The sequence below is a fragment of the Candidatus Thiodictyon syntrophicum genome, from assembly GCF_002813775.1.
Taxonomy (GTDB): Bacteria; Pseudomonadota; Gammaproteobacteria; order Chromatiales; family Chromatiaceae; genus Thiodictyon; species Thiodictyon syntrophicum.
Window position 1 is genome coordinate 2605058 of sequence record NZ_CP020370.1, and the last position, 20931, is coordinate 2625988.

Annotated in this window: 13 protein-coding genes; 9 read left to right on the forward strand and 4 right to left on the reverse strand. The window is 65.5% G+C overall.

The features are described 5' to 3' along the window. Positions 1–104: 104 nt before the first annotated feature. Entirely contained in the window at positions 105–8375 is an 8271-nt protein-coding gene (locus tag THSYN_RS10955; RefSeq protein WP_157817600.1) for a choice-of-anchor K domain-containing protein, read from the reverse strand. 204 nt (positions 8376–8579) lie between these two features. Continuing rightward, positions 8580–9260, reverse strand: a complete 681-nt coding sequence (locus THSYN_RS10960; RefSeq protein ID WP_100919176.1) for a hypothetical protein — start codon at positions 9258–9260, stop codon at positions 8580–8582. 818 nt (positions 9261–10078) lie between these two features. Between THSYN_RS10960 and folC the strand changes: the two genes are divergently transcribed. The 5 genes from folC (at position 10079) to THSYN_RS10990 (ending at position 15533) form a co-directional block, all read left to right on the forward strand. Beyond that, positions 10079–11359, forward strand: coding sequence for a bifunctional tetrahydrofolate synthase/dihydrofolate synthase (folC, locus tag THSYN_RS10970; RefSeq protein ID WP_100919178.1), 1281 nt, complete (start codon positions 10079–10081; stop codon positions 11357–11359). Between the two features lie 188 nt (positions 11360–11547). After that, positions 11548–12165 (forward strand): SPOR domain-containing protein, encoded by a 618-nt coding sequence (locus tag THSYN_RS10975; RefSeq protein WP_100919179.1) that lies wholly within the window; start codon positions 11548–11550, stop codon positions 12163–12165. 48 nt (positions 12166–12213) lie between these two features. After that, positions 12214–12705, forward strand: coding sequence for a CvpA family protein (locus THSYN_RS10980; protein ID WP_100919180.1), 492 nt, complete (start codon positions 12214–12216; stop codon positions 12703–12705). A gap of 91 nt (positions 12706–12796) precedes the next feature. Beyond that, positions 12797–14314 (forward strand): amidophosphoribosyltransferase, encoded by a 1518-nt coding sequence (gene purF, locus THSYN_RS10985; RefSeq protein ID WP_100919181.1) that lies wholly within the window; start codon positions 12797–12799, stop codon positions 14312–14314. Further along, positions 14289–15533: an O-succinylhomoserine sulfhydrylase gene (locus tag THSYN_RS10990; protein WP_100919182.1), complete on the forward strand. Its 1245-nt coding sequence runs from the start codon at positions 14289–14291 to the stop codon at positions 15531–15533. The genes purF and THSYN_RS10990 overlap by 26 nt, the downstream gene beginning before the upstream one ends. Before the next feature lie 101 nt (positions 15534–15634). On the opposite strand, the gene THSYN_RS10995 is transcribed toward THSYN_RS10990, so the two are convergent. After that, entirely contained in the window at positions 15635–16450 is an 816-nt protein-coding gene (locus THSYN_RS10995) for a Uma2 family endonuclease (RefSeq protein ID WP_100919183.1), read from the reverse strand. A 286-nt stretch (positions 16451–16736) separates the two neighbouring features. Here THSYN_RS10995 and THSYN_RS11000 point away from each other — a divergent pair, with 286 nt between their 5' ends. The 4 genes from THSYN_RS11000 to THSYN_RS11015 are packed head-to-tail and all read left to right on the forward strand — an operon-like array spanning position 16737 to position 19775. Next, entirely contained in the window at positions 16737–17633 is an 897-nt protein-coding gene (locus tag THSYN_RS11000; RefSeq protein WP_100919184.1) for a glutamate/aspartate ABC transporter substrate-binding protein, read from the forward strand. Continuing rightward, positions 17630–18367 (forward strand): amino acid ABC transporter permease, encoded by a 738-nt coding sequence (locus THSYN_RS11005; RefSeq protein WP_100919185.1) that lies wholly within the window; start codon positions 17630–17632, stop codon positions 18365–18367. The genes THSYN_RS11000 and THSYN_RS11005 overlap by 4 nt, the downstream gene beginning before the upstream one ends. After that, on the forward strand, positions 18367–19044 hold the full coding sequence (gltK, locus tag THSYN_RS11010; RefSeq protein ID WP_216644729.1) for a glutamate/aspartate ABC transporter permease GltK: 678 nt from the start codon (positions 18367–18369) through the stop codon (positions 19042–19044). Before THSYN_RS11005 ends, gltK begins: the two co-directional genes overlap by 1 nt. Continuing rightward, positions 19041–19775, forward strand: a complete 735-nt coding sequence (locus THSYN_RS11015; protein WP_472297476.1) for an amino acid ABC transporter ATP-binding protein — start codon at positions 19041–19043, stop codon at positions 19773–19775. The genes gltK and THSYN_RS11015 overlap by 4 nt, the downstream gene beginning before the upstream one ends. Before the next feature lie 572 nt (positions 19776–20347). Here THSYN_RS11015 and THSYN_RS11025 read toward each other — a convergent pair. Then, the gene (locus THSYN_RS11025; protein ID WP_100919188.1) at positions 20348–20914 is read right to left on the reverse strand and encodes a hypothetical protein; all 567 of its coding nucleotides are present in this window, start codon (positions 20912–20914) and stop codon (positions 20348–20350) included. Positions 20915–20931: the final 17 nt, after the last annotated feature.

Below are 20931 nucleotides of genomic sequence, written 5' to 3' on the forward strand. Positions count from 1 at the left end.
GCTCTATGAACGCGCCGGGGTCCGCGGATATCTGGTCGTCGGCCCGCCGGCGATGGAGCGTCGGGGCCATCTCGGCACTCATTCCGAGTGCCGACCCCGCTCTGTCACGGCGCCATGCCGAAGAGTTGGACCTGATAGCCCAAGCGCAGGTTCGAGGGATACACGAAGGTTGCGGGGAAGGTTATCGTCTCTCCCGGCTTCAGCGATCCGCCCGGAGCCAGACCCGCAAGGTCGAAGACGAAGCTCCCGTCAGCCCGCGTCCGGGTCGCCGTTGGCATAGCGATGCCGCTCGTGCTTGCCAGGACCCGTGCTTCAAGGGGCGCCCCGATGATCGTGCTCGACCGGTTCGTGAGGCTGATATCGACCGCGGTCGTCATGCGTCCCGTGCGGCGGTCCAGACTGCTGCGGGCCGCCGACCGGCCGATCTGCACCATCCCCGTCACATCTTGGAACCTCAGCGCCGGCGTGACCGTCACCATCAGGTTGTCGCTGGTCTGGTCGCGGCCGTCGTCGACCCTGAGCTGGAGTACGTACTGGCCGACGAGGTCCGGCACGAAGCTCGGCGTGGGCGTATCGGCATCGGCGATGTCCCCGCTCGTGAGCCCGCTCGTCGGTGGTACTGAGACGAAGACCCAGGCAAAGCGGAGCGGTTGAGGTCCATTGTCCGGATCCTGACTGTTCGATCCGGATGGCCGGACCTCCTGCCCAAGCGCCGTCGTCGTATCCGCACCCGCGTCGGCGACCGGCGGGATGTTGCCGATGGTTGCTCTGATCGCCGTATCGTCGCTGCCGCTGTCCGCGCCGTCGAAGACGGTCAGGCGCAGTTGATAGGTGCCTTCCAGGTCTGGGATGAAGGTCGCCCCTGGCTGATCCGGGTCCGCGATATCGCCGTCCCTGAGCAGGCTGGCCGTCGGCTTGTTCGCAAAAGTCCACCGGTAGGTCAGGGCCTGTGCCGGTCCATGGTCCGGATCGTTGCCGCCGCCCAGCAGGTTCACGGTGTTACCCACGAACACGTCCTGATCAGGGCCGGCCTCGGCGTTCGGTGGCACATTGGTGGTGTGGGCACTGAGCGTCACGTCGTCCGGCTCACTGTCGGCCCAGGGATCGCTGACGATGAGCCGCAGCACATAGTCGCCATCCACATCGGGGGTCAGGGTCGGATTCGGCTCGGTGCGGTTCAGAATTCCCGCATCCGTCAGTTGGCTCGCGAGCGGCTTGGCGTCGAGCGCCCACTCGATGCGCCAGTCGAAGGTGATCAGATCCTGGTCCGGATCATAGGAGCCGCTGCCGTCCAGGGTCACCGGCTGCCCGGTCTCGACGTTGCGATCGGCGCCCGCATTAGCCACCGGCGGATTGTTCAGCACCTCGATGCGCACCTCGTCCGACGCGCTGTCCTGGCCATCGTTCACCCTGAGCCCGAAGCGAAACAGGCCGCGCGCGTCCGGCGTGAAGCCGGCTATAACCTGATCTGCATCGGCAACCTCGGCATCGGTCAGATTGCTCGCCGCCGGCTTCTCAAGCAGCGACCAGCGGTAGGTCAGCGGCGCGGGCCTCCCGTCGGGGTCATCGCTTGCGCTGCCGTCGAGCGTGATCGCCAACCCGAATGGCACGCGACGGTCAACGCCCGCATCGGCAACCGGCGGCACATTGACCGTATCCAATTCGGCAGTGTCCGCCGCCTGGAGCGCCGCGTCGTCGAGAGAAATGACCTGCACCGTCGCCGTGCCGCTCCCACGCCGGGCAAGCTCGGCATTGAGAACGATCGCCCCCGTGGTCAGCCCCGGCAGACGGAAGCTCCCGATGCTTTGCGTCGACTGGCCATCGAGCCCGGTCAGACTCCCGCTCAACGGACCGGTCGTACCGGCGATGACCGCCTGGAAGGCACCCTCAGTATTGCCAGTGTTGTGGACCATGAGCCGGAAGCTCGCCCCACCCGGCTCCGGCAGTGTTTGCTGCCGCGGGTCGAAGGCCACATCGAGGCCCCGGGTGGCCGGAATGGTCACCTGGGCCGTCGCCTCGTCATGCACGTTGGTGTCGCCCCGCGAGGTCGCGATCACGGTGACGCGGAGCACCCCGGCCGCCGCGAAACCTACCGGGCCGAGGGTCAGGCTCAGGGTCTGCGATGCCCCGGCGGCAAGGGTGAGGCGCTGTTGAGAGAGTGTGGCCACCGGCGCCAGGGGTCCGCCCAGCGTCAGGTCGAAGCTGTCCTGCGCCTCGCCGGTGTTGGTCACAGTCACTTGAAAGGTGTCGGTAGGGCTGCCCGAGGTCGGATTCAGATCCACGACCACGCCCGAGTCCGACACGCTGATCACACCCGAAGTCGTTGCGGAAACACCCGCGTCATCCGCCGCCACAGCGCGCAGCGTGAACGGGTAATCCATGGCATCCGTTCCCACCGGCGGTGTCACCGTGAGCGCCAGGTTTCTGTAGTTCGAGAGTCCCGGGGGCACGGTCAACTGCCGCGCCGAAAGCTCGCCGGTAAACCCCGGCGGGAAAGCGCCCGATAGATCGAAGGTGCCCGTCCTGTCCCCAAGGTTTGTTAGGCGCAGGTTGTAACTGGCCGGTGTGCCCTGGCCTGCGGTGGCGGCTTCCGGCGTCAGCGTCAGGCCGACAGAAAGGGTTTGCGGATCCTGGGACGGTGGTGGGACATCGAGCACCTCGATCTGTCCAGTCACTTGGTCCGCCCAACCCGGCGCGGATCTGGCCACGACGCTGAACCTGCGCATACCCGGCGGTTCGTAGCGCGATACCCCGATCCGCAGCGTCTCGCTGGTCTTGGTCCGGGCCGGCACGGTCACCGAATCCACGAGCGCAACCGACGCGGCATCCAGCCCAATGACCGACAAATCGAATGTCGCCGCCTCGTCCAACGGATTGTCGACCGAGACCGTCAGCTCGACAAACCCCCCAGGCGCGACCGTGGCCGTGGGCGGACTCAGGCCCAGGAGATGGTTGGCGACGACGACCACCGGCGGCAAGTCCACCTGTGCCGCGATATCGTCCCCATCCGAGATCGCCATCGTCACATCGAGATTGGTGCCGAGACTGATCTCCCTGACCTCTCCCGGCAGCAGCCCCGGCACGGTCCCCGCGACGCGGAACGAGGGCGCGCTCGGGTCATCCGCCTCCCGGTGATCGGTCCACCGGATGCCGGTGGGGCTGCCCGAATCGAACGCCGGATCGGCGGACTCCAGCAGGACTGAATAGTTGCTTACCGCAATACCATGCTCGACCGTCACATCCAGCGTGGTCGGGAAGCTGGCCGTCACCCGCCCGAGCAGCTCAGCGTGTGCGCCGGCGTTCTCGTACACATGGAACTGGTCGATCGTCGTGACGAATCCATTGTTGTCGAGTGCCCCGAAGCCGAGAAACTCAAGGGTGTACTGAGTCCCGTTCACCGTGAACGTCACGCCCGCGAATGAATCGGGTAGATAAACGTAGTCCGCACTCGCCTCGGGATCATCCGTGTTCGCCGTGTTGATCAACGAAAGCTCGTAGGTGAACACCTTCTTGACGAACACGGGCTCCGTCAGGGTAACGACAAGCTCCAGGGTGACCTTGTCCGCGGGATTGGAAATCGTGCCGTTGTAGTAGTCGAGCGTTCCGAACGACACGATCTGCTCAAACTCTCCCGAGAATGGCAACGCCTGGAAAACGAAACCGCTCGGTGGGCTCCCCGCACCCCAGGTAAAGCTCCTGGTCCCAACGCCCGTCACGGTCGCGCCCGTCGGCGTGAATTCGGTGAAGGTCGCCTGGATCTCACCGGTGAAGGCCACGCCTGTCGATCCTTTCGCGATCCCCGGCCGCGAGACGGTGATCAAGGTATCCACGTTGGACGAGCCCGGGGGTACAAATTCAGGATCAGCGACAGCTTGCGCCCGGACCGGCACCCCGACGTATAACACCGAGTACGCGGACCGGCCTGGCACCGCCCCGCCGTCCTGATCGAACACCTCGACGGCGACCCGGTAGAGACCCCGGGACAACGCGCCAAGCGACGACAAAGTGGTCTGGACAACGGTGGGTTGCGAACCGGTCGCGAGGTCGACCGGCACCTCGACCGGGGGCAATGCGGCTTGCCCGCTCCCATCCAGCACGGTGAACCGTGCCGTCACCCTGCGCGCCAGATTCGCCGCGTTGTTCAATCGTGCGCTCACCTGCACCTGCTCCGCGGCCGTGATCGGGAAAAGTCCCAGGACCTCGAGCTCGGAGAATCCGGAGTGGGTATTCTCGTCGTCCGTCGCCGTGAAACGGATTCTCCGCACCCCGGACGTGTCCCCGATGGGGAGTGTCAGGTCGCGTTCGGGAGCGGGAAGCAACACCACGCCGCTGCTCCAGAGCGTTCTGCCGCCCGCGTCGATGAGATCGAAGATACCGGCCTTGAAGTCATACCCGTTGGCATATTGCCGGTTACCGGACATTCGCAGTTCCCGAACGACCGCGCTCTCCGGCAGCTCAATCTCATAGAACGGCGTTCTGCCCTTGTTGGCCGCATCACCGACTGCCGTGAACCACGAAGTATTCTTGCTGCCATCGATAGCCCGAGTCGTCGGATACCCGCCATACGCGCTGCTCGCGGTCGCCCGCACACCGTTCAGCGTTCGCGCCAGGTTGACCAGTTCCGCCTCGTTGACGATGTTCGGCGTGATCGCGACATCCACCACATCGCACACCGCCGTGCGGACCGCCACATGCACGGTGTCGGTTTGCGGAAAGGCCGCCGCGTCGTCGGACCTCGCCGCCACCGTCACGGCAAAGATGTCCGTGGCGCTGTTTACCCCCGTATCAGTGAGATTCAGCGTCACCGCGTCCGGGCTGCCGGCGTCGAGTATCTCGCCGGGCGCCATCGTCACCTGGTCGCGGCTGAAGCCCGCCTGAATCTGTGCCGGCAGCCCCTGGGCCGCCAAGTGGATGGTCGTGGGCTTGCTGCCCTTGTTCTCGAGCCGCAGGGCAAAAGCGCCGGTCCCGCCCGGCGACAGTTCGACGCTGCGCGGCATCACCGCCAGCTTGAAGCTGTGCTCGGCGATCTGGGTCAGATCGGACCTGAGATGCCCCATGAAGGCCGCGATGGAGCCGAGCAGCGCATCGCCGTCCCGGCTCGCTGCGGCGGCGATCAAAGACCCCAACTCGGCCCCCGTTTGCCCGCTGAGGACCGCCGGGGGCAACTGCACCTGGAGCCTATTGAGCTGAAACTTCAGGCGCTCGAAAAGGCGCGGGTCGCTCGTATCGGTCTCGATCTGGGACAGGGTCTGGGCGATGTCGGAGACGAGTTGAGGCAGGCCCTCGGCGACCCCCTCCCGGCCTGCAAGCCCCGATATCGCAGAGGCCGCATCGTCTACCGCCTTTATCGCCTGCGACCTGAAAACAACCGTAATGTTGCTTCTCGCCACATACGGATCACCATTGAGATTTTGTCCGAACGTTGCACTAATGCCGATGGTGAGAGGAACATTTCGCTCCACTTCTTCTGTCGCTTCTATGGTGAGCGGAAATATGACCGTTGCGCCGGCGTCAACCGTAACCGCTTCCGGCAATCCAGACACCAATACCCCCCGCGGCGCATCGATTGCCATGGGAATATCGGTTACCTTGGTGTTGCCCACTGCCCTGACACTGAACGGAACCGTCAGTGCAGAACCAAGGACAGCCGAGATAATACCCGTGTTCGCATTCTCCTGCGTTTGCAGCGAGATTGCTTTGACCTCGGGAACAATGAACTCCGATGTTACCACCTCGGACAATCCAGACTCGCCTTCTACTGTGACGCTCAATGGGATTTTAGTGCCTGCGGATGGGACCTCTCCAACCGGATTCAACATAATGCCGACAACCCCGGTCTCCCCGGCAGGAATAGTGATTGCATCGAGACTTGATACAACGTCAAATCCCCCGCCATCGATATGTGCCCCGACGGTAAACGCCTGTCCGCTTTCACCTTCGTTGCGGATGTAGAGTCGATATAGGGAAGGAAGGTATCCAGAGTCTTCACGTTGAGTTAGCAATGTCTCCGGTAGCAGACTCACTGCGGCGGAAGCTTCCAAAGGCGTTTCCGACAGGTCGCCAATGAGCATTGGCGGGACGGGCGGATCCCAAGCAGCAAGAAGCCCACTTAGACTGAGAAAAACTCCTGTTATAGCGCCTCCGAGCACCGCACTCAATTCCGCGTCAAGAAGAAGTGTTAAAGTACCTCCGGCTCCCAAAAGGCCCATGCCGAAACCAGCATCAGGGGTCGACCACGCTTGGCAGAGATCTTGCCGTGCTTGAAAATAGCACTGATTAAACTCTTCAGCGCTTTCAAAGTGGCACTTGGAAGAAAGCCCAGTATTGACTAGGGATTGCAATTCAAGCGTGCCCGACCAGAAAGCGAATCCATAAAGAAAACCAACCGTAAAACCCAATATACCATACTCTATCATGGCTGTATGCCCGCCATCCTCCATCGTATCGATGATTACTCCGGTTTGCGGATCATAATCATACCACCCGACCGTCATTTCTCCCGTCGGCATTTCGATCATTCGGCTTGGGACAATAATGTGCCTGCCGGCATCAATTGCCGCTGACATATGGCGCTTCGCTTGCTCAGAGAAATTTCCACCATCGATCAAGTGACGTTCAGCATTCGTAATAGACAGAAAACCCACGTTATTGGCTTTCGCTTGCGCGAAAACTCGCCCGACGCTCATGCGGCTATCGTTGGCAAGCCCAAGGGCAATCTCCTCGATTGATGTATCGTAAGAACTATTCAAAAGGGCGAAGCCCTTGACAGCGTAAGTAGCCTGTTGCGGGAAGGCGAGGGAGTGGATGCTGTTATTGAGATAATCGAGGCGCAAACCGAGGCGCCCTCCATTAAGAACATCCGCCGCCTGCGATATCAATAATGCTCGCGGACCATCCAAATAGGCTTTAACCAGCGTCAAGCGAGATTGCAGGTCGGCATAATGACTCCTTAGGTCGGAAACCTCCAGCGCCAGCTTATGTGCATTGGTGGCCAACATGGCAGCGGTTTGTCGTTCAAGTTCGGAGGCGGTAAGCCGTTCTTCTTGCGTCAAATCGGATAGTTCACGTCCAGCCAGTGACGTTTTTAATGTGTCTACTGAGTCAGACAATGTTGCCAATCGTTCTTGAGCATCACGTAGAGCCGGAGCGGCATCGTTGATGAACGCCGATTCCACATCAAGGGTGAACACGTCGCTGCGAAGAAGAAATGGCTGTTCCGCGGGCTTGGCGTTACGCCCCGCCAGAACCCTGGATATCGTCTCTTGGCCTCCATTGGGGCGAGCGAGAGTGAGGTCGAGAACCAAATGGTCAACAAATGCGCTTCCAAACCCCAGTACCCCGGAGTGCTCTTGATAACTATCGCCGGTAATGACGGTGTCGTCTGCGGCATTTTGGAAGACGTCACCGATGGTTACGTAAGGCGTGTAGGTATGAGAAATGATGGTGCCGAAAAGACTCGCGGAACCGGAGCTGTTGATGAAATGGGATATTGATAACGGATGACCAACCAATTCGGCGGACGAGAAGTTTTTTTCAAACACAGGAATACGTTCATTCCCAGCAGCGGCCGTGAGCAAACCTTGCGTACGTTCTGCAAGGATCCGAACGGTGACCTTGTGTTGCAGATCCGTCGGTACTTTGTCAAACGAGCCGCCATGGTTGGCATAACTCTTTCCCAGGATACTGTCCCGGAACGAAGGATCGGCGGTTAAGAATGCAGAGTTGTCCTCCAACTCAACCCAGAAATGCGCTTGAGCCTCGTGGATGAGGCTGGGATCATTGACGGGGTCGGCCACCTCCGCGCTTTCGGGAACAAAGCCCAGAACACGGTATGGAGATGGTTGGAACATTGACGCGATCAACTGTCTTGCCGACGTAGGGTCGAGCACGCCACGCACATAGCGCGCCGAAACCCCTGAGATCCGCAGCAGGGCGATCAACAGGCTCGACTTGTCGAGTGCGTTCCCGGCCTTGCTCCAGAGCGTCCCCCGCGCCCCGCGGAGTGACCCCGTGTAGGACTCGAAGCCGATTTCGTCGCGGACGAAGGCGAAGATCCGCTGCGGATCGCGCCCCAGCGCGTCGGCCTTCTGGACCAGGTAGGGGTCGGCCAGGTCGAACTCCGGGCTTGCGGCCAGGAGCGGGTCCGGCTCGGGATTCGGCTCGTCCGCCCGCGCCGCCGGCACCACGACGTCGCTGAGCCGTTGAGCAACCGAGCGCACCGCGTGCCCGGATTGCGTGATCCATCCCCCGTGACCTTGAACCGGCACCTGTGGCGGGGGATACCCCAAAAACGCCGGATTCACCAGCTCCGCGTAGAACACGACGACCACCAACCAGACGACCGCCCGATACCATCTGCTGTGCGCGTAGATCATGACCGGATCCCTATTGCAACGTTGGATACAACCGGGCCGAGCGGATCGCCCGCCCCCTTGAGGTCGGCGCATACCGATCCCGGCAATGTCTCGGATCGGGCGCATTGTCGCCGGCCCGATTGCGACGAATTTGGCGGCGCCGGCGTCGTCGGGCGGCAGCCGGTCAGTTGACCTGGGGCTGGTTCGTCCCCGCGGCCGGATCGGTCACGCGCGCTGTCGGTTGCGCGCGCGGCTCGCCCCGGCACCGGCGAGCCCGAATGCCAGCAGCATCCAGGTGCCCGGCGCGGGCGCGGCGGCGGCATCGATGCGCACGTTGTCGATCAGCGCGGTGGAGTAGAGCCCGTCGTCGAGTTCGTTCAAGTCGAAATAGAGTGTGCCGGTCCTGCCGGCGAGGTCGGCGATGCCGGTGGCGAAACGGGAGAGCCCGTTGCCGAGATCCGGGAGGATCAGCGGGACAAAGGTATTCGGATTGTAGAATCCGTTGATGTCGACCGCGACGAACCGGTGGTCGTAGGCAGAATCGAGGTCATCGACGTAGGAGACCTGCAAGAAGTCGGGAACGCCCGTGCCGCTGCCCCCCGCATCGCCGGTCCCCGGCGCGAGCCCGAGGTCAAAGGTCAAGGTCGTCGCCGTCGGGCCGATCGCGATTGCCTGATAAAGGGTCACCATGACGACACCGGAGGCAAACCCGGGAGTCTGGAGGTCCGCTACCCCGCCGGCTGCCGACACGTATCCGCTTGGCGCAAGCACGGTGAAATCGACAAGCGTATCGACGGTCTGCCAATTGGCGAGGCCGCCAGGGCCGGCGGAGAAATCACCGTTCACGATGTCGATCGCCCAGGCCTGACCAGTGCCGGCGGAAGCGACCAGGAAGGCGGCAAACAAGCGCGTGCATCGGCTCATGTGGACATCCTTAACTTGGGAGCAGGCATACGGCCACAAGGTCCGGCGGCCGAACGGCCACGGGCGCGGCGACAGTCGCCAGTCGTTTCTTCTTGCCTCCGAGGGGGCGTCGCGGGGGCGTCTCTGCGCCCGATCGTCAGAACGCCTGACAGCCCCCTGTCCGCGCCGCAGACGCGGCACACTTGACTCCCGCGCTTGTGTTACAGAGAACGGATACGGGTCCGGGCAGGAAATTCACCCACCCGCGACCGGATATGGCCGGAATTCTAGACATGGTAAGGACGGAAGGCAAGGCTCGATGCTGAGTAAGGCAGGCTGGTGGTTGGTGGAGCAGCGCGGCGGTGGCCTTGCGTTCGGCCCCGCAGGTCGCGAGCTGACGCGGCAAACCGTCGAGCAGAGCCACGTCGCCTTGGCTGGGCGGGTCGCCGCGGCCCCAGAGGGGGCCGGTGGGGTGCAGGTCCAGGCGGGCGGTGCGCCCGCGCAGGGTGTCATCGATGGTGTCGGCGGGAAACCAGGAGTGGCTGCCGTCCAGATTGAGGCAGTCGCCGGGGAGCGGCCGGTCCCTTCAGCCTTGGCCTGCCGATCCAAGGCTGAAGCCTTGGACTCCACACGCTTGCGCTGCGACGCTTAACTTAACGGCAGCGGGCGAATGCCCCGTCCGGCATTGTGCGGTGTCTTCCAGCGCGAGGCCCCAGGACCACGCGCGGCCTCGGTCCGCAACCCCGCCTTTGGCGCAACCCCCGACCCGTGGCACAATCCCCACCCCCAAGGCGAGGCGAGGCCCGATTTCACCCGTGACCATGTACCCGACTGACCTGTGGACCCTGGACCAGTGGCTCGCCTGGCAGGGCACGCTGACCCCGAACCGGATGGAGTTCGGCCTGACGCGTGTGCGCGAGGTCTGGTCGCGGCTGGGCCCCGCCCGGCTCGACTGCCCGGTCATCACGGTCGGGGGCACCAACGGCAAGGGCTCCTGCGTCGCCTTGATCGAGGCCATGGCCCAGGCGGCCGGCTACAACACCGGCTGCTACAGCTCCCCGCACCTGCTGCGCTACAACGAGCGGGTGCGCATCGCTGGTGCCGAGGTGAGCGATGCGCTGCTGTGCGCGGCCTTCGCCCGCGTGGATCAGGCCCGCGGGGCCGTGCCGCTGACCTATTTCGAGTTCGGCACCCTGGCCGCGTTGGACCTCTTCGTGCGCGCCGCGCCGGACCTGGTGGTCCTGGAGGTGGGGCTGGGCGGGCGGCTCGATGCGGTGAATCTGATCGATGCGGATTGTTCGGTGGTGACCTCCATCGGCCACGACCATACCGCCTGGCTCGGCGAGACACTGGAACTCATCGCCGGCGAGAAGGCCGGGATCTTCCGCGCCGACCGCCCGGCGGTGATCGGCCAGCCGGACGCCCCCGCGGCCCTGCGCGCGGCGGCCCTGGCGCTCGGTGCCCGGGTGCTGCAGGTGGGCGCGGAACTGGGCTGCGCGGCGGCCCCGGAGGGCGGCGGCTGGGTCTGGTCGGGGCCGGACGGGGAGCGCCTGTCGCTGCCGGCCCCGGCGATGCGCGGGAGCTTTCAGCACCACAATGCCGCCGCGGCCATCGCGGCCCTGCGCGGTCTGCGCGCACGGCTCCCGGTGCCGATCAGCGCCATCCGTGTCGGTCTCGGGCGCGCCCGCCTGGCGGGCCGCTTCCAGGTCTTCCCCGGGGAGGTCAACTGGATCCTCGACGTGGCGCACAACCAGGAGGCGGCCCTGGCCCTGGCGGAGAATCTGCGCGCCTTCAAGTGCCCCGGCAAGGTGCGGGCGGTGTTCGGCGTGCTGGCCGACAAGGCGCCCGAGGCGATGGCCGGGCCCCTGTGCCCATTGGTGGACGCCTGGTACCTGACGGCGAGCGGGGACGCCCGCGCCATGCCGACGGCGCTGCTGGCGCAGCGGCTGCAGGGTGTCCTGCCGGACGCCGGTACGACGGTGCTCCCGACGGTTGAGGCGGCGCTGGCGGCGGCCTTGGCGGCGTCGGTCGCGGGGGACGCGGTCCTGGTCTTCGGTTCATTCACCACGGTGGGCGAGGCGCTGCGCGTCAGGGGCGGGTGAGTTTTCCTCATGCTGGTATACTTAGGCGCCGGGCGCTGGGGCGCCGGTGGTTCCCTGCGATCGACCGCGGCGCGAACACCCGGCAGGCGGTGATGGTGCCCCGCGGCGAGCGGTTTTTGCGTCCCTTTACGGACTAACACCCTTTTTCGGTTCGTGCCGTGCGGCGCGGCCCGCGGAGTCGAGGCGTGATGCGAGAAGGTGCCAAACAACGGTTGATCGGGGCGGTGGTGATCGTCGCCCTGGCGGTGATCTTCGTCCCCATGCTGTTCGAGCCGCAGTCGCTGGAGGGTCTGCCGCCGATTCAACAGTCCATCCCGCGCCCGCCGCCCTTCGACCCGGCGGTGAAGACCGAGATCTTTCTGGGGCCGCAGGACTCGGGTGTGGGGGGGCTCCCGGAGTCGGGGGCGACCGTCTCCCAGCCCTTGGCGCTGCCGCCGCCGGGGGAACCGGTGCGTCCCGCCGCCGGTGCAGCCGAGCCTGCGGCGGGCGCCGCCGCGAAGACCCCGGCCGCCGTCGCCCCGGCGGCGGGCAAGCCCGGCAAGGCGCCGGCCCCGGGCGCCAACGCCGGGATGCCCTCCTGGGTGATCCAGGTCGCGAGCAGCCCGAACCAGGCGGGTGCGGCGGAACTGGAGGGCAAACTGCGTGCGGACGGTTTTGCCGCCTTCACCGAGAAGGCCGAGGTGAACGGCCGGGCCTTCTATCGGGTCCAGGTGGGGCCGCAGTTGGAGCGCGCCCAGGCCGAGCAGACGGTCGCCCGGCTGCGTGAGAAACACAAGGTCGATCCGATGATCAAGAGCTATCCATAAGCGCTATCCACAAGGGCCGCACAGGCGCGCCCGTGCCGGGGAACTGAAATGAACTGGATCGATGCGGCCGTGATTGCGGTCATTTTCCTGTCCGCCCTGGTCGGACTGGCGCGGGGGCTGATCCGCGAGGTCATGTCGCTGGCCGTGTGGCTGGCGGCGATCGGGGTCGGCTATCTCTATTACAAGCCGTTCGCCGAGACCCTGACGCCCTTTATCGCCCAGCCGGGCGTGCGCCTGGGGGTCGCCTTCGTCCTGCTGGTGCTGGTGGTGTTGATCCTGGGGGCCATCCTGGGTGCGCTGCTGAGCGCCCTGGTCGACAAGACCGGTCTCTCCGGGGTCGATCGCGTCCTGGGGCTGCTCTTCGGCGCGGCGCGCGGCGGCGTGCTGGTGGCCATGGCGGTCTTCCTGGCGAGCCTTACCCCCCTGGCCGACGAGACCTGGTGGCAGGAGTCACCGGTGATCGCGCAGTGCCAACAGGCCGCCGATTGGCTCCTGAGTCTGGTCCCTCCCGCGCTGCAGGATCAACTGAAGAAGGTCTGAGCGGGGTTGCAACGCGGCCTGTTCTCGGGTAGCGTGGCCGGTTCCCCGTCCTTCCGTGTCCGTTGTTCGCGGACGCGCGAGTGAGGTCCCCATGTGCGGCATCGTCGGCATCGTCGGTAAGGGTCCGGCCAATCAATCGCTCTACGACGCCCTGCTGGTGCTCCAGCACCGCGGTCAGGATGCAGCCGGGATCGTGACCTGCGAGGGGGAGAAGCTCCACCTCTGCAAAGACAGCGGTCTGGCCCGGGACGTCTTTCGCACCCGCAACATGATCGAGTTGCGCGGCACCATGGGGGTGGGCCATGTCCGTTACCCCACGGCCGGGGCTACCGGCTCGGCCGAGGCCCAGCCCTTCTATGTGAATTCTCCCTACGGCATCGTGCTGGCCCACAACGGCAACCTCACCAATGCCGAGGATCTCAAGCGCGACCTCTTCGTCGACGACCTGCGCCACATCAATACCGACTCCGACTCCGAGGTCCTGCTCAACATCCTGGCCCACGAGTTGCAGGTTCAGGGCAAACTGCGCATCGACGAGCAGGACGTCTTTCGTGCCGTGGCCGGCGTCCACCGGCGCTGTCGGGGCGGTTACGCCGCGGTCGCCATGATCCCGGGCTTCGGCGTCTTCGGCTTCCGCGACCCCTTCGGCATCCGCCCGCTGATCTACGGCCGCCGCGACACCGACGAGGGCGTCGAGTACATGATCGCCTCGGAGTCGGTGGCCTTGAACACCCTGGGCTTTACCCTGGTGGCCGACGTGGCCCCGGGGGAGGTGGTCTTCATCGCCGTCGACGGCACCCTCTATACCCATCAATGTGCGGACTCGCCGCTGCTCTCGCCCTGCATCTTCGAGTTCGTCTATCTCGCCCGACCGGACTCCATCATCGACAATATTTCGGTTCACAAGGCGCGCTCGCGCATGGGCAAGCGGCTCGCCGCCAAGATCCGGCGCGAGTGGTCGGGCCAGGATATCGATGTCGTGATCCCGATCCCGGATACCAGCCGCACCGCCGCCCTGCAACTGGCCAACCATCTGGGTCTGCCCTATTCGGAAGGATTCATCAAGAACCGCTATATCGGGCGCACCTTCATCATGCCCGGACAGAAGGTCCGTAAGCGTTCGGTGCGCCAGAAGCTCAATGCCATCGACCTGGAGTTCAAGAAGAAGAACGTGCTCCTGGTGGACGACTCCATCGTGCGCGGCACCACCTCGCAGCAGATCATCCAGATGGCCCGCGAATCCGGGGCCAATCGGGTCTATTTCGCCTCCGCGGCGCCGCCGGTGCGCTTCCCCAATGTCTATGGCATCGACATGCCCTCGGCGACCGAACTGGTGGCGCACGGGCGCACTACGGACGAGGTCGCGGACTTCCTGGGTGCCGACGGGCTTATCTATCAGGACTTGGACGACCTGATCCAGGCGGTCCAGAAGCGGGGCAAGAGCCATGTGGACCGCTTCGACTGCTCGGTCTTCGATGGGGACTATGTGACCGGGGACGTCACCCCCGGCTACCTCCGACACCTGGAGGACAACCGCAACGACAGTGCCAAAGAGGCCCGCTCCCAGCACAACGAGACCGTCATTGACCTGCACAACAACTCCGCCTGACCTTGAACCCGGCGCCGACTCCCGGCGCGATCCCGCCGGCGAACCCGGCTTCGCCACCCGTGCGGTGCGCACCGGCCACCGCCGCACCGGCGAGGGGGAGCACGGCGAGCCGATCTTCACCACCTCCAGTTTCGTCTTCGAGAGCGCCGCACAGGCCGCCGCGCGCTTCAGCGGCGACAGCCCGGGGAACATCTATTCCCGTTTCACCAACCCCACGGTGCGCGCGTTCGAGGAGCGGCTGGCGTCCCTGGAGGGCGGGGAGGCCTGTGTCGCCACCGCCTCCGGTATGGCCGCCATCCTGGCCGTCTGCATGGGGCTGCTCCAGTCCGGGGACCATATCGTTGCCTCGCGCAGCCTCTTCGGCAGCACCACGATGCTGTTCAACAAGTACCTGAGCCGCTTCGGCATCGCCACCAGCTATTGCACCCTGAGCGAACTCGCTGCCTGGGACGCGGCCATCCGCCCGCAGACTCGCCTGCTGTTCTGCGAGACCCCGTCCAACCCCCTGACCGAGATGGTGGATCTGCGCGCCCTGGCGGAACTGGCCCGGCGCCGCAACTGCCTGCTGGCGGTGGACAACTGCTTCTGTACCCCGGCCCTGCAGCGCCCGCTGGAACTGGGCGCGGATCTGGTTATCCACTCCGCCACCAAGTACCTGGACGGGCAGGGCCGGTGTGTCGGCGGCGCCGTGGTGGGCGACCGCAAACGGGTCGGCGAGGAGGTCTACGGGGTACTGCGCACCGCCGGGCCGACCTTGAGCCCGTTCAACGCCTGGGTCTTCCTCAAGGGACTGGAGACCCTGGAACTGCGCATGGAGGCCCACTCCCGCGGCGCCGCCCGGCTCGCGGACTGGCTGGCCGTCCAACCCGGGGTGGAGCGCGTCTACTATCCGGGGCGCCCGGAGCACCCCCAGCACCACCTGGTCGGTGCGCAGCAGCGCGGCGGCGGCGGCATCGTCGCCTTCGACGTGCGCGGCGCGCGCCCCGGTGCCTGGGGCCTGATCGACGCCACGCGGCTCCTCTCCATCACCGCCAATTTAGGCGACACCAAGAGCACCATCACCCACCCCGCCAGCACCACCCACGGCCGCCTGAGCCCGCAGGAGCGCGCTGCCTCGGGCATCGGTGAGGGGCTGGTCCGGGTCGCCGTGGGGCTCGAATCCATGGCCGATATCGAGGCCGACTTGGCGCGGGGGCTCGCGCTGGTCCCGGTCGCTTAGTCTGCACCCGCGCCACACCGCGATCGGGTGAGTATCCCCGTAGGATGGGCAGAGCGAGAGCGATGCCCATCGTCTGCACGCAACTCAGGCGTCGCCGTCATTCACCCCTCGGTAAGGTCGTCGAAGATTCGCTCGGCCTGATCGACGCTGGCCGCGGCCAGCAGCCAGCGATCGAGTTGGGCGCTGTCCCGGCAGGCCGCGACACGGGCGCGGGTCTGCGCGTCCACGGCGATGCGGCGTCCCGCGAGCAGGTTCAGGACCGCCGCGGCGAGGCCCTCGTCGCGGCCCTCGTCGCGCCCTTCGTCGCGCCCTTCGGCGCGTACTGCCTCCAGGTCCGCATAGCCGAAGCGCTGCAAGAGGTTGCGCAGCGTCGCGCGGTGGCTGGCCGTGCGGTCGAAGAGTGCGTCGACCGGCACCGGGTTGCGCAGGATGCCGGGCGCGCTCAGGTCTTCCCCGGGGTGCGCGACCCGCATCGGTTGCCCGGACTCATAGACCTCCACGCGGCGCGGGCCGGTCAGGCGTGCCACCCAGACCAGGCGGGTGCCGTGGCCGATCAGTTCGGCGATTTTGGCCTGGAGGTCCTTCTCGTCCTGGCCGCGGGCGGCATATTCGAGTGCCAGGGGCGGCACCGCGCGAATCCAGCCGCGCTCCGCGCCGGGGGCGGCGATGGCGACATCCGGGGCGCGCAGCATCCCGGGTTCGGGTGAAAAGCCCGCATCGACCCCCGCCCATTCCACGTCCGGGTCGCTGCCCAGCACGGCGGCGCCGGTGAGATTGCCGGCGGCGTGCTCGGGTCCGGCGGGGGCGCAGTAGAGCGGGTGGCCCTGGGAGAGTTCATAGCGGTCCCCGTCGCGCAGTTGATCCGCGTGAAAGGGGCCTTGCTCCGGTTTGGGCGCGCGGGCGGGGATGTTGCTCATGGCTCAAGGGTCCTCAGTCGTCGAGGGCTTCAGTTTGCACGCGGGGCCTGCGTTTGCAAGCGGGAAGATCCGGACCGCCGGTTGACGCGCGGTGGCTGGTCCGCGCAGCGGACCCTACGGGGGCTCCGGGCGGAGCGGGCGCATTCCCCGACCGCGAAAAGCCCTGGCGTACCGTCGCTCAGTCGGTCAAAATCCCCCGGCAGAGCAAGCCGCCAAGCTCCGGCCTCGGCGCCGGTGGTCAGCGCTGTTCGTTCGCGCCCCATCCCACCCCCCCCGGAGCTACCCTATGAAACTGCCCCGTCTCGCCACCGCGGTGCTCGGCTGCGCGCTGCTCGCCGGTTTCGTCCAGGCCGAAGAGCAGACTGGAACGCTCTCGAAGATCAAGGACTCCGGTTCCATCACCCTGGGTCACCGGGAATCCTCGATCCCCTTCTCCTATTACGACGACAAGCAGCAGGTCATCGGCTATTCGCAGGAGATCGCGCTCAAGGTCGTGGATGCGATCAAGCGCGAGTTGCAGCTCCCGAAACTCAAGGTCAGACTCAATCCGGTGACCTCCCAGAATCGGATTACGCTGATCCAGAACGGTACCGTCGACCTCGAATGCGGTTCGACCACCAACAACGCCGAGCGTCAGAAGCAGGTCGCCTTTTCCGACAGCATCTTTGTCGTCGGCACCCGGCTGCTGACCAGGAAGGATTCCGGCATCAAGGACTTTCCCGACCTCGCCGGCAAGACCGTGGTGACCACGGCCGGCACCACCTCCGAGCGGCTGATCCGCAAGCTCAACGAAGACAAGAACATGAAGATGCAGATCGTCTCCGCCAAGGATCACGGCGAGTCCTTCCTGATGCTGGAGACCGGCCGCGCGGTCGCCTTCATGATGGACGATGCACTGCTCTATGGTGAGCTGGCCAAGGCCAAGCGCCCGGGCGACTGGGTCGTGGTGGGTACGCCGCAATCCCTGGAGGCCTACGGCTGCGTCATGCGCAAGGATGATCCCGAATTCAAACAACTGGTGGACGCGACCATTGCGGGGTTACAGAAGAGCGGCGAGGCGAAGGCACTCTATACCAAGTGGTTCGAGACGCCGATCCCGCCCAAGGGGCTGAACCTGAATTTCCCGCTCTCCGCGGAAATGCAGAAGCTCTATGCCAATCCCAATGACCAGGCCTATCCATGAGCTACAGTTGGAATTGGGCCGTCTTCCTGAGCCCGACCCCGTCGGGCGATGCGACCTATCTCGACTGGCTGCTGCAAGGTCTCCAATGGACGCTGATGCTGTCCTTGGGCGCCTGGGTCATCGCCTTCCTCCTGGGGACCCTGCTCGGGGTATTGCGCACGGTGCCGAACCGCTGGTTGTCGCGGCTGGCCGCGGCCTATGTCGAGGCCTTCCGCAACGTGCCGCTGCTGGTCCAGTTGTTCACCTGGTATTTCGTCATCCCGGAATTGCTGCCGAGACCCTGGGGGGATGCCATCAAGCAGACTGACCCGCTGACGCAGCAATTCCTCGCGGCCCTGCTGTGCCTGGGCTGTTTCACCGCGGCGCGGGTCTGCGAGCAGGTGCGGGCCGGCCTCGGCTCGCTCCCGCGCGGGCAGCGGGCGGCCGGGCTGGCCCTGGGTCTGACCCTGCCCCAGACCTATCGCTATGTCCTGCTGCCGGGCGCGCTGCGTCTCATATTGCCGCCGCTGACGTCTGAGTTTCTCAATATCTTCAAGAACTCGGCGGTTGCCTCGACGATCGGGCTGATCGAGTTGTCGCGTCAGAGTCAGCAACTCGTCGATTACACCGCCCAAGCCTATGAGGCCTTCATCGCCGTCACCCTGATGTATGTGCTCATCAATGTCGCGGTGATGTTCGGTATGCGCTGGCTGGAGCACCGGACCCGGATACCCGGCACCATCGGGGGCAAGTGATGTACGAATTCGACTTCAGTTCGATCCTCGGTGCCCTGCCGATCCTGGGCCACGGGATGCTGGTGACGCTCGAGATCACCCTGACCGCCATCGTTGTCGGCATCGTCTGGGGGACCCTGCTCGCCCTGGCCCGGCTGTCGGCGATTCGCCCGCTGGCCTGGCTCGCCGCCGGCTATGTCAACCTGTTCCGCGCCGTGCCGCTGGTGATGGTGATCCTGTGGTTCTATCTGATCGTGCCGGCCTTGCTCTCGGACGTGCTCGGCGTCGCTGCGGGGAGCGACATCCGTATGGTCTCGGCCCTGGTCGCCTTTGCGCTGTTCGAGTCCGCCTATTATGCGGAGATCATCCGCGCCGGGGTGCAGAGTGTACCCAAGGGCCAGGTCAACGCCGCCTATGCGCTGGGTATGCCATACTCCCTGACGATGCGCCTGGTGGTGCTGCCGCAGGCCTTCCGCAACATGCTGCCGCTGCTGCTGACGCAGGCGATCATCCTGTTCCAGGATACCTCGCTCGTCTATGTCATCGGCCTGGCGGATTTCTTCGGCGCGGCCTACAAGGTCGGTGATCGCGACGGACGCCTGGTGGAACTGGTGCTCTTTGCCGGCGCCGTCTATTTCGTCCTGTGCTTCGGCGCATCGCTCCTGGTGCGGCAACTGCAGAAGAGGTTTGCCACATGAGCATGATTAAGATCGAGCAGGTCTCCAAGTGGTACGGCGCCTTTCAGGTGCTGGCCGACTGCACCACCCATGTGAACAAGGGCGAGGTGGTGGTGGTTTGCGGCCCCTCGGGCTCCGGCAAGAGCACCCTGATCCGCTGCGTGAATGGCCTGGAGGCCATCCAGCAGGGCAACATCATCGTCAACGGGACTGCGCTCGCCGATCCCAAGACCAATCTGTCGAAACTGCGCTCCCACGTTGGCATGGTCTTCCAGAATTTCGAGCTGTTCCCGCACATGAGTGTCACCGACAACCTGACCATCGGGCAGATCAGGGTGCTCGGGCGCTCTAAAGACGAGGCCCAGGCCCGCGGTCTCAAGATGCTCGATCGGGTCGGCCTCAAGGCCCAGGCCGCCAAGTACCCCGGCGCCCTGTCCGGCGGTCAGCAGCAGCGCGTCGCCATCGCCCGGGCGCTCGCGATGGACCCGATCTGTATGTTGTTCGACGAGCCGACCTCCGCGCTCGACCCCGAAATGGTCAATGAGGTGCTGGATGTCATGGTCGAGCTGGCGACCGAGGGCATGACCATGATGTGCGTGACCCACGAAATGGGCTTCGCGCGCAAGGTCGCCGACCGGGTGATCTTCATGGACCATGGGCGCATCGTCGAGGACGCGGCCAAGAGCGACTTCTTCGGCACCCCGCGCTCGGAGCGGGCGCAGTTGTTCCTGTCCAAGATACTCCAGCACTGATCCTGGTCGACGCCCATGACCCAAGCCGCCATCGCCGAACCGCGTCGGACGCGTCCGGGTCCCGGCCCCGGCACCTCTGCCGACGGCCGGAACACGCGGGCCTGCGCGATGATCCGGTAGCGGTTCTCACGCCAAGTGAGATTTCTTCGCGCCCGTAGGGTGCGCCGTGCGCACCTTCGACGCCGTGGGCAAGGTCACTTGAGTGAAGCCGCAACGGCTACTGGGAGCGCCGCACCCCAGTGCGGCGCGGCCGCTGGTCAACCCGCATCGCCGGGGTTATCTGCGGGATCGCGCCGCACTGGGGTGCGGCGCTCCCAGGCCGGGCCGGACTGGAAGTGAGGCTTGACCTGATGGCAGTGGTGGGCTACCAGGCGCGGCAGGACTATCTGCTGGCGGACCAATCCGCGCCGTCCGGCCCCGGGACGCAGTAGCGATTCCGTGCGGGACGGGGTTTCCAACCCCGTCCCGAACGTTTAGGGATCACCCGCCGGCGCCGTGCCCGCGGAAAGGTCCCGAAACCTTCCGGACGGGGCGCATGCCCCGTCCGGCATCGGGCCCGCGCGGCCGGGCGGTCAGCCGACGGCGCGGCGCCGGCGCAGCCCCAGGAGCCCGAGGGCAACCAGGGCCAAGCTTGGGGGGACGGGGATGGCCGTGACGGAAGCGTTGGCAGTCACGATACCACCGTCGCCGGTCGGTTCTCCCACATCGTTGGGATCGCCGTCCCAGAAATCGTAGGTCAACTCAATGGTCCCCCAGGTCGTCGACCCGACGGGAATCAGGTCGCCGATCTGATAGCTGCCAAGCCCGGTCCCCGGTGTCGGACTGTAATAGGACAGGAAGAAGCCGCCGTTCGGGGCGATGCCCGCCGCGGCGTTGGGGCCATAAATGTCGGTATAGCTGCCGATGTTCGGGGCGCCGCCGCCGCGGGCGTAGTCGGTGCTGTTGACCAGCAGCCAATAGAGGTTACTGTTGTTCACGAGCCTGAAACCCCAGCCGACGGTCTGCCCCGGTTGCCCCAGGAGGGCGCCGCCGGGGTCGGTGCCGTCGTAGAGGGTCAACTCCACCACGGCGGCGCGGGCGTCGAGGGCGGCCGCGCACAGCAGCGAGAAGGTCAGGGTCGCGAGTCGTTTCCGGGTCATGGCGGCGTCCTCCAAGG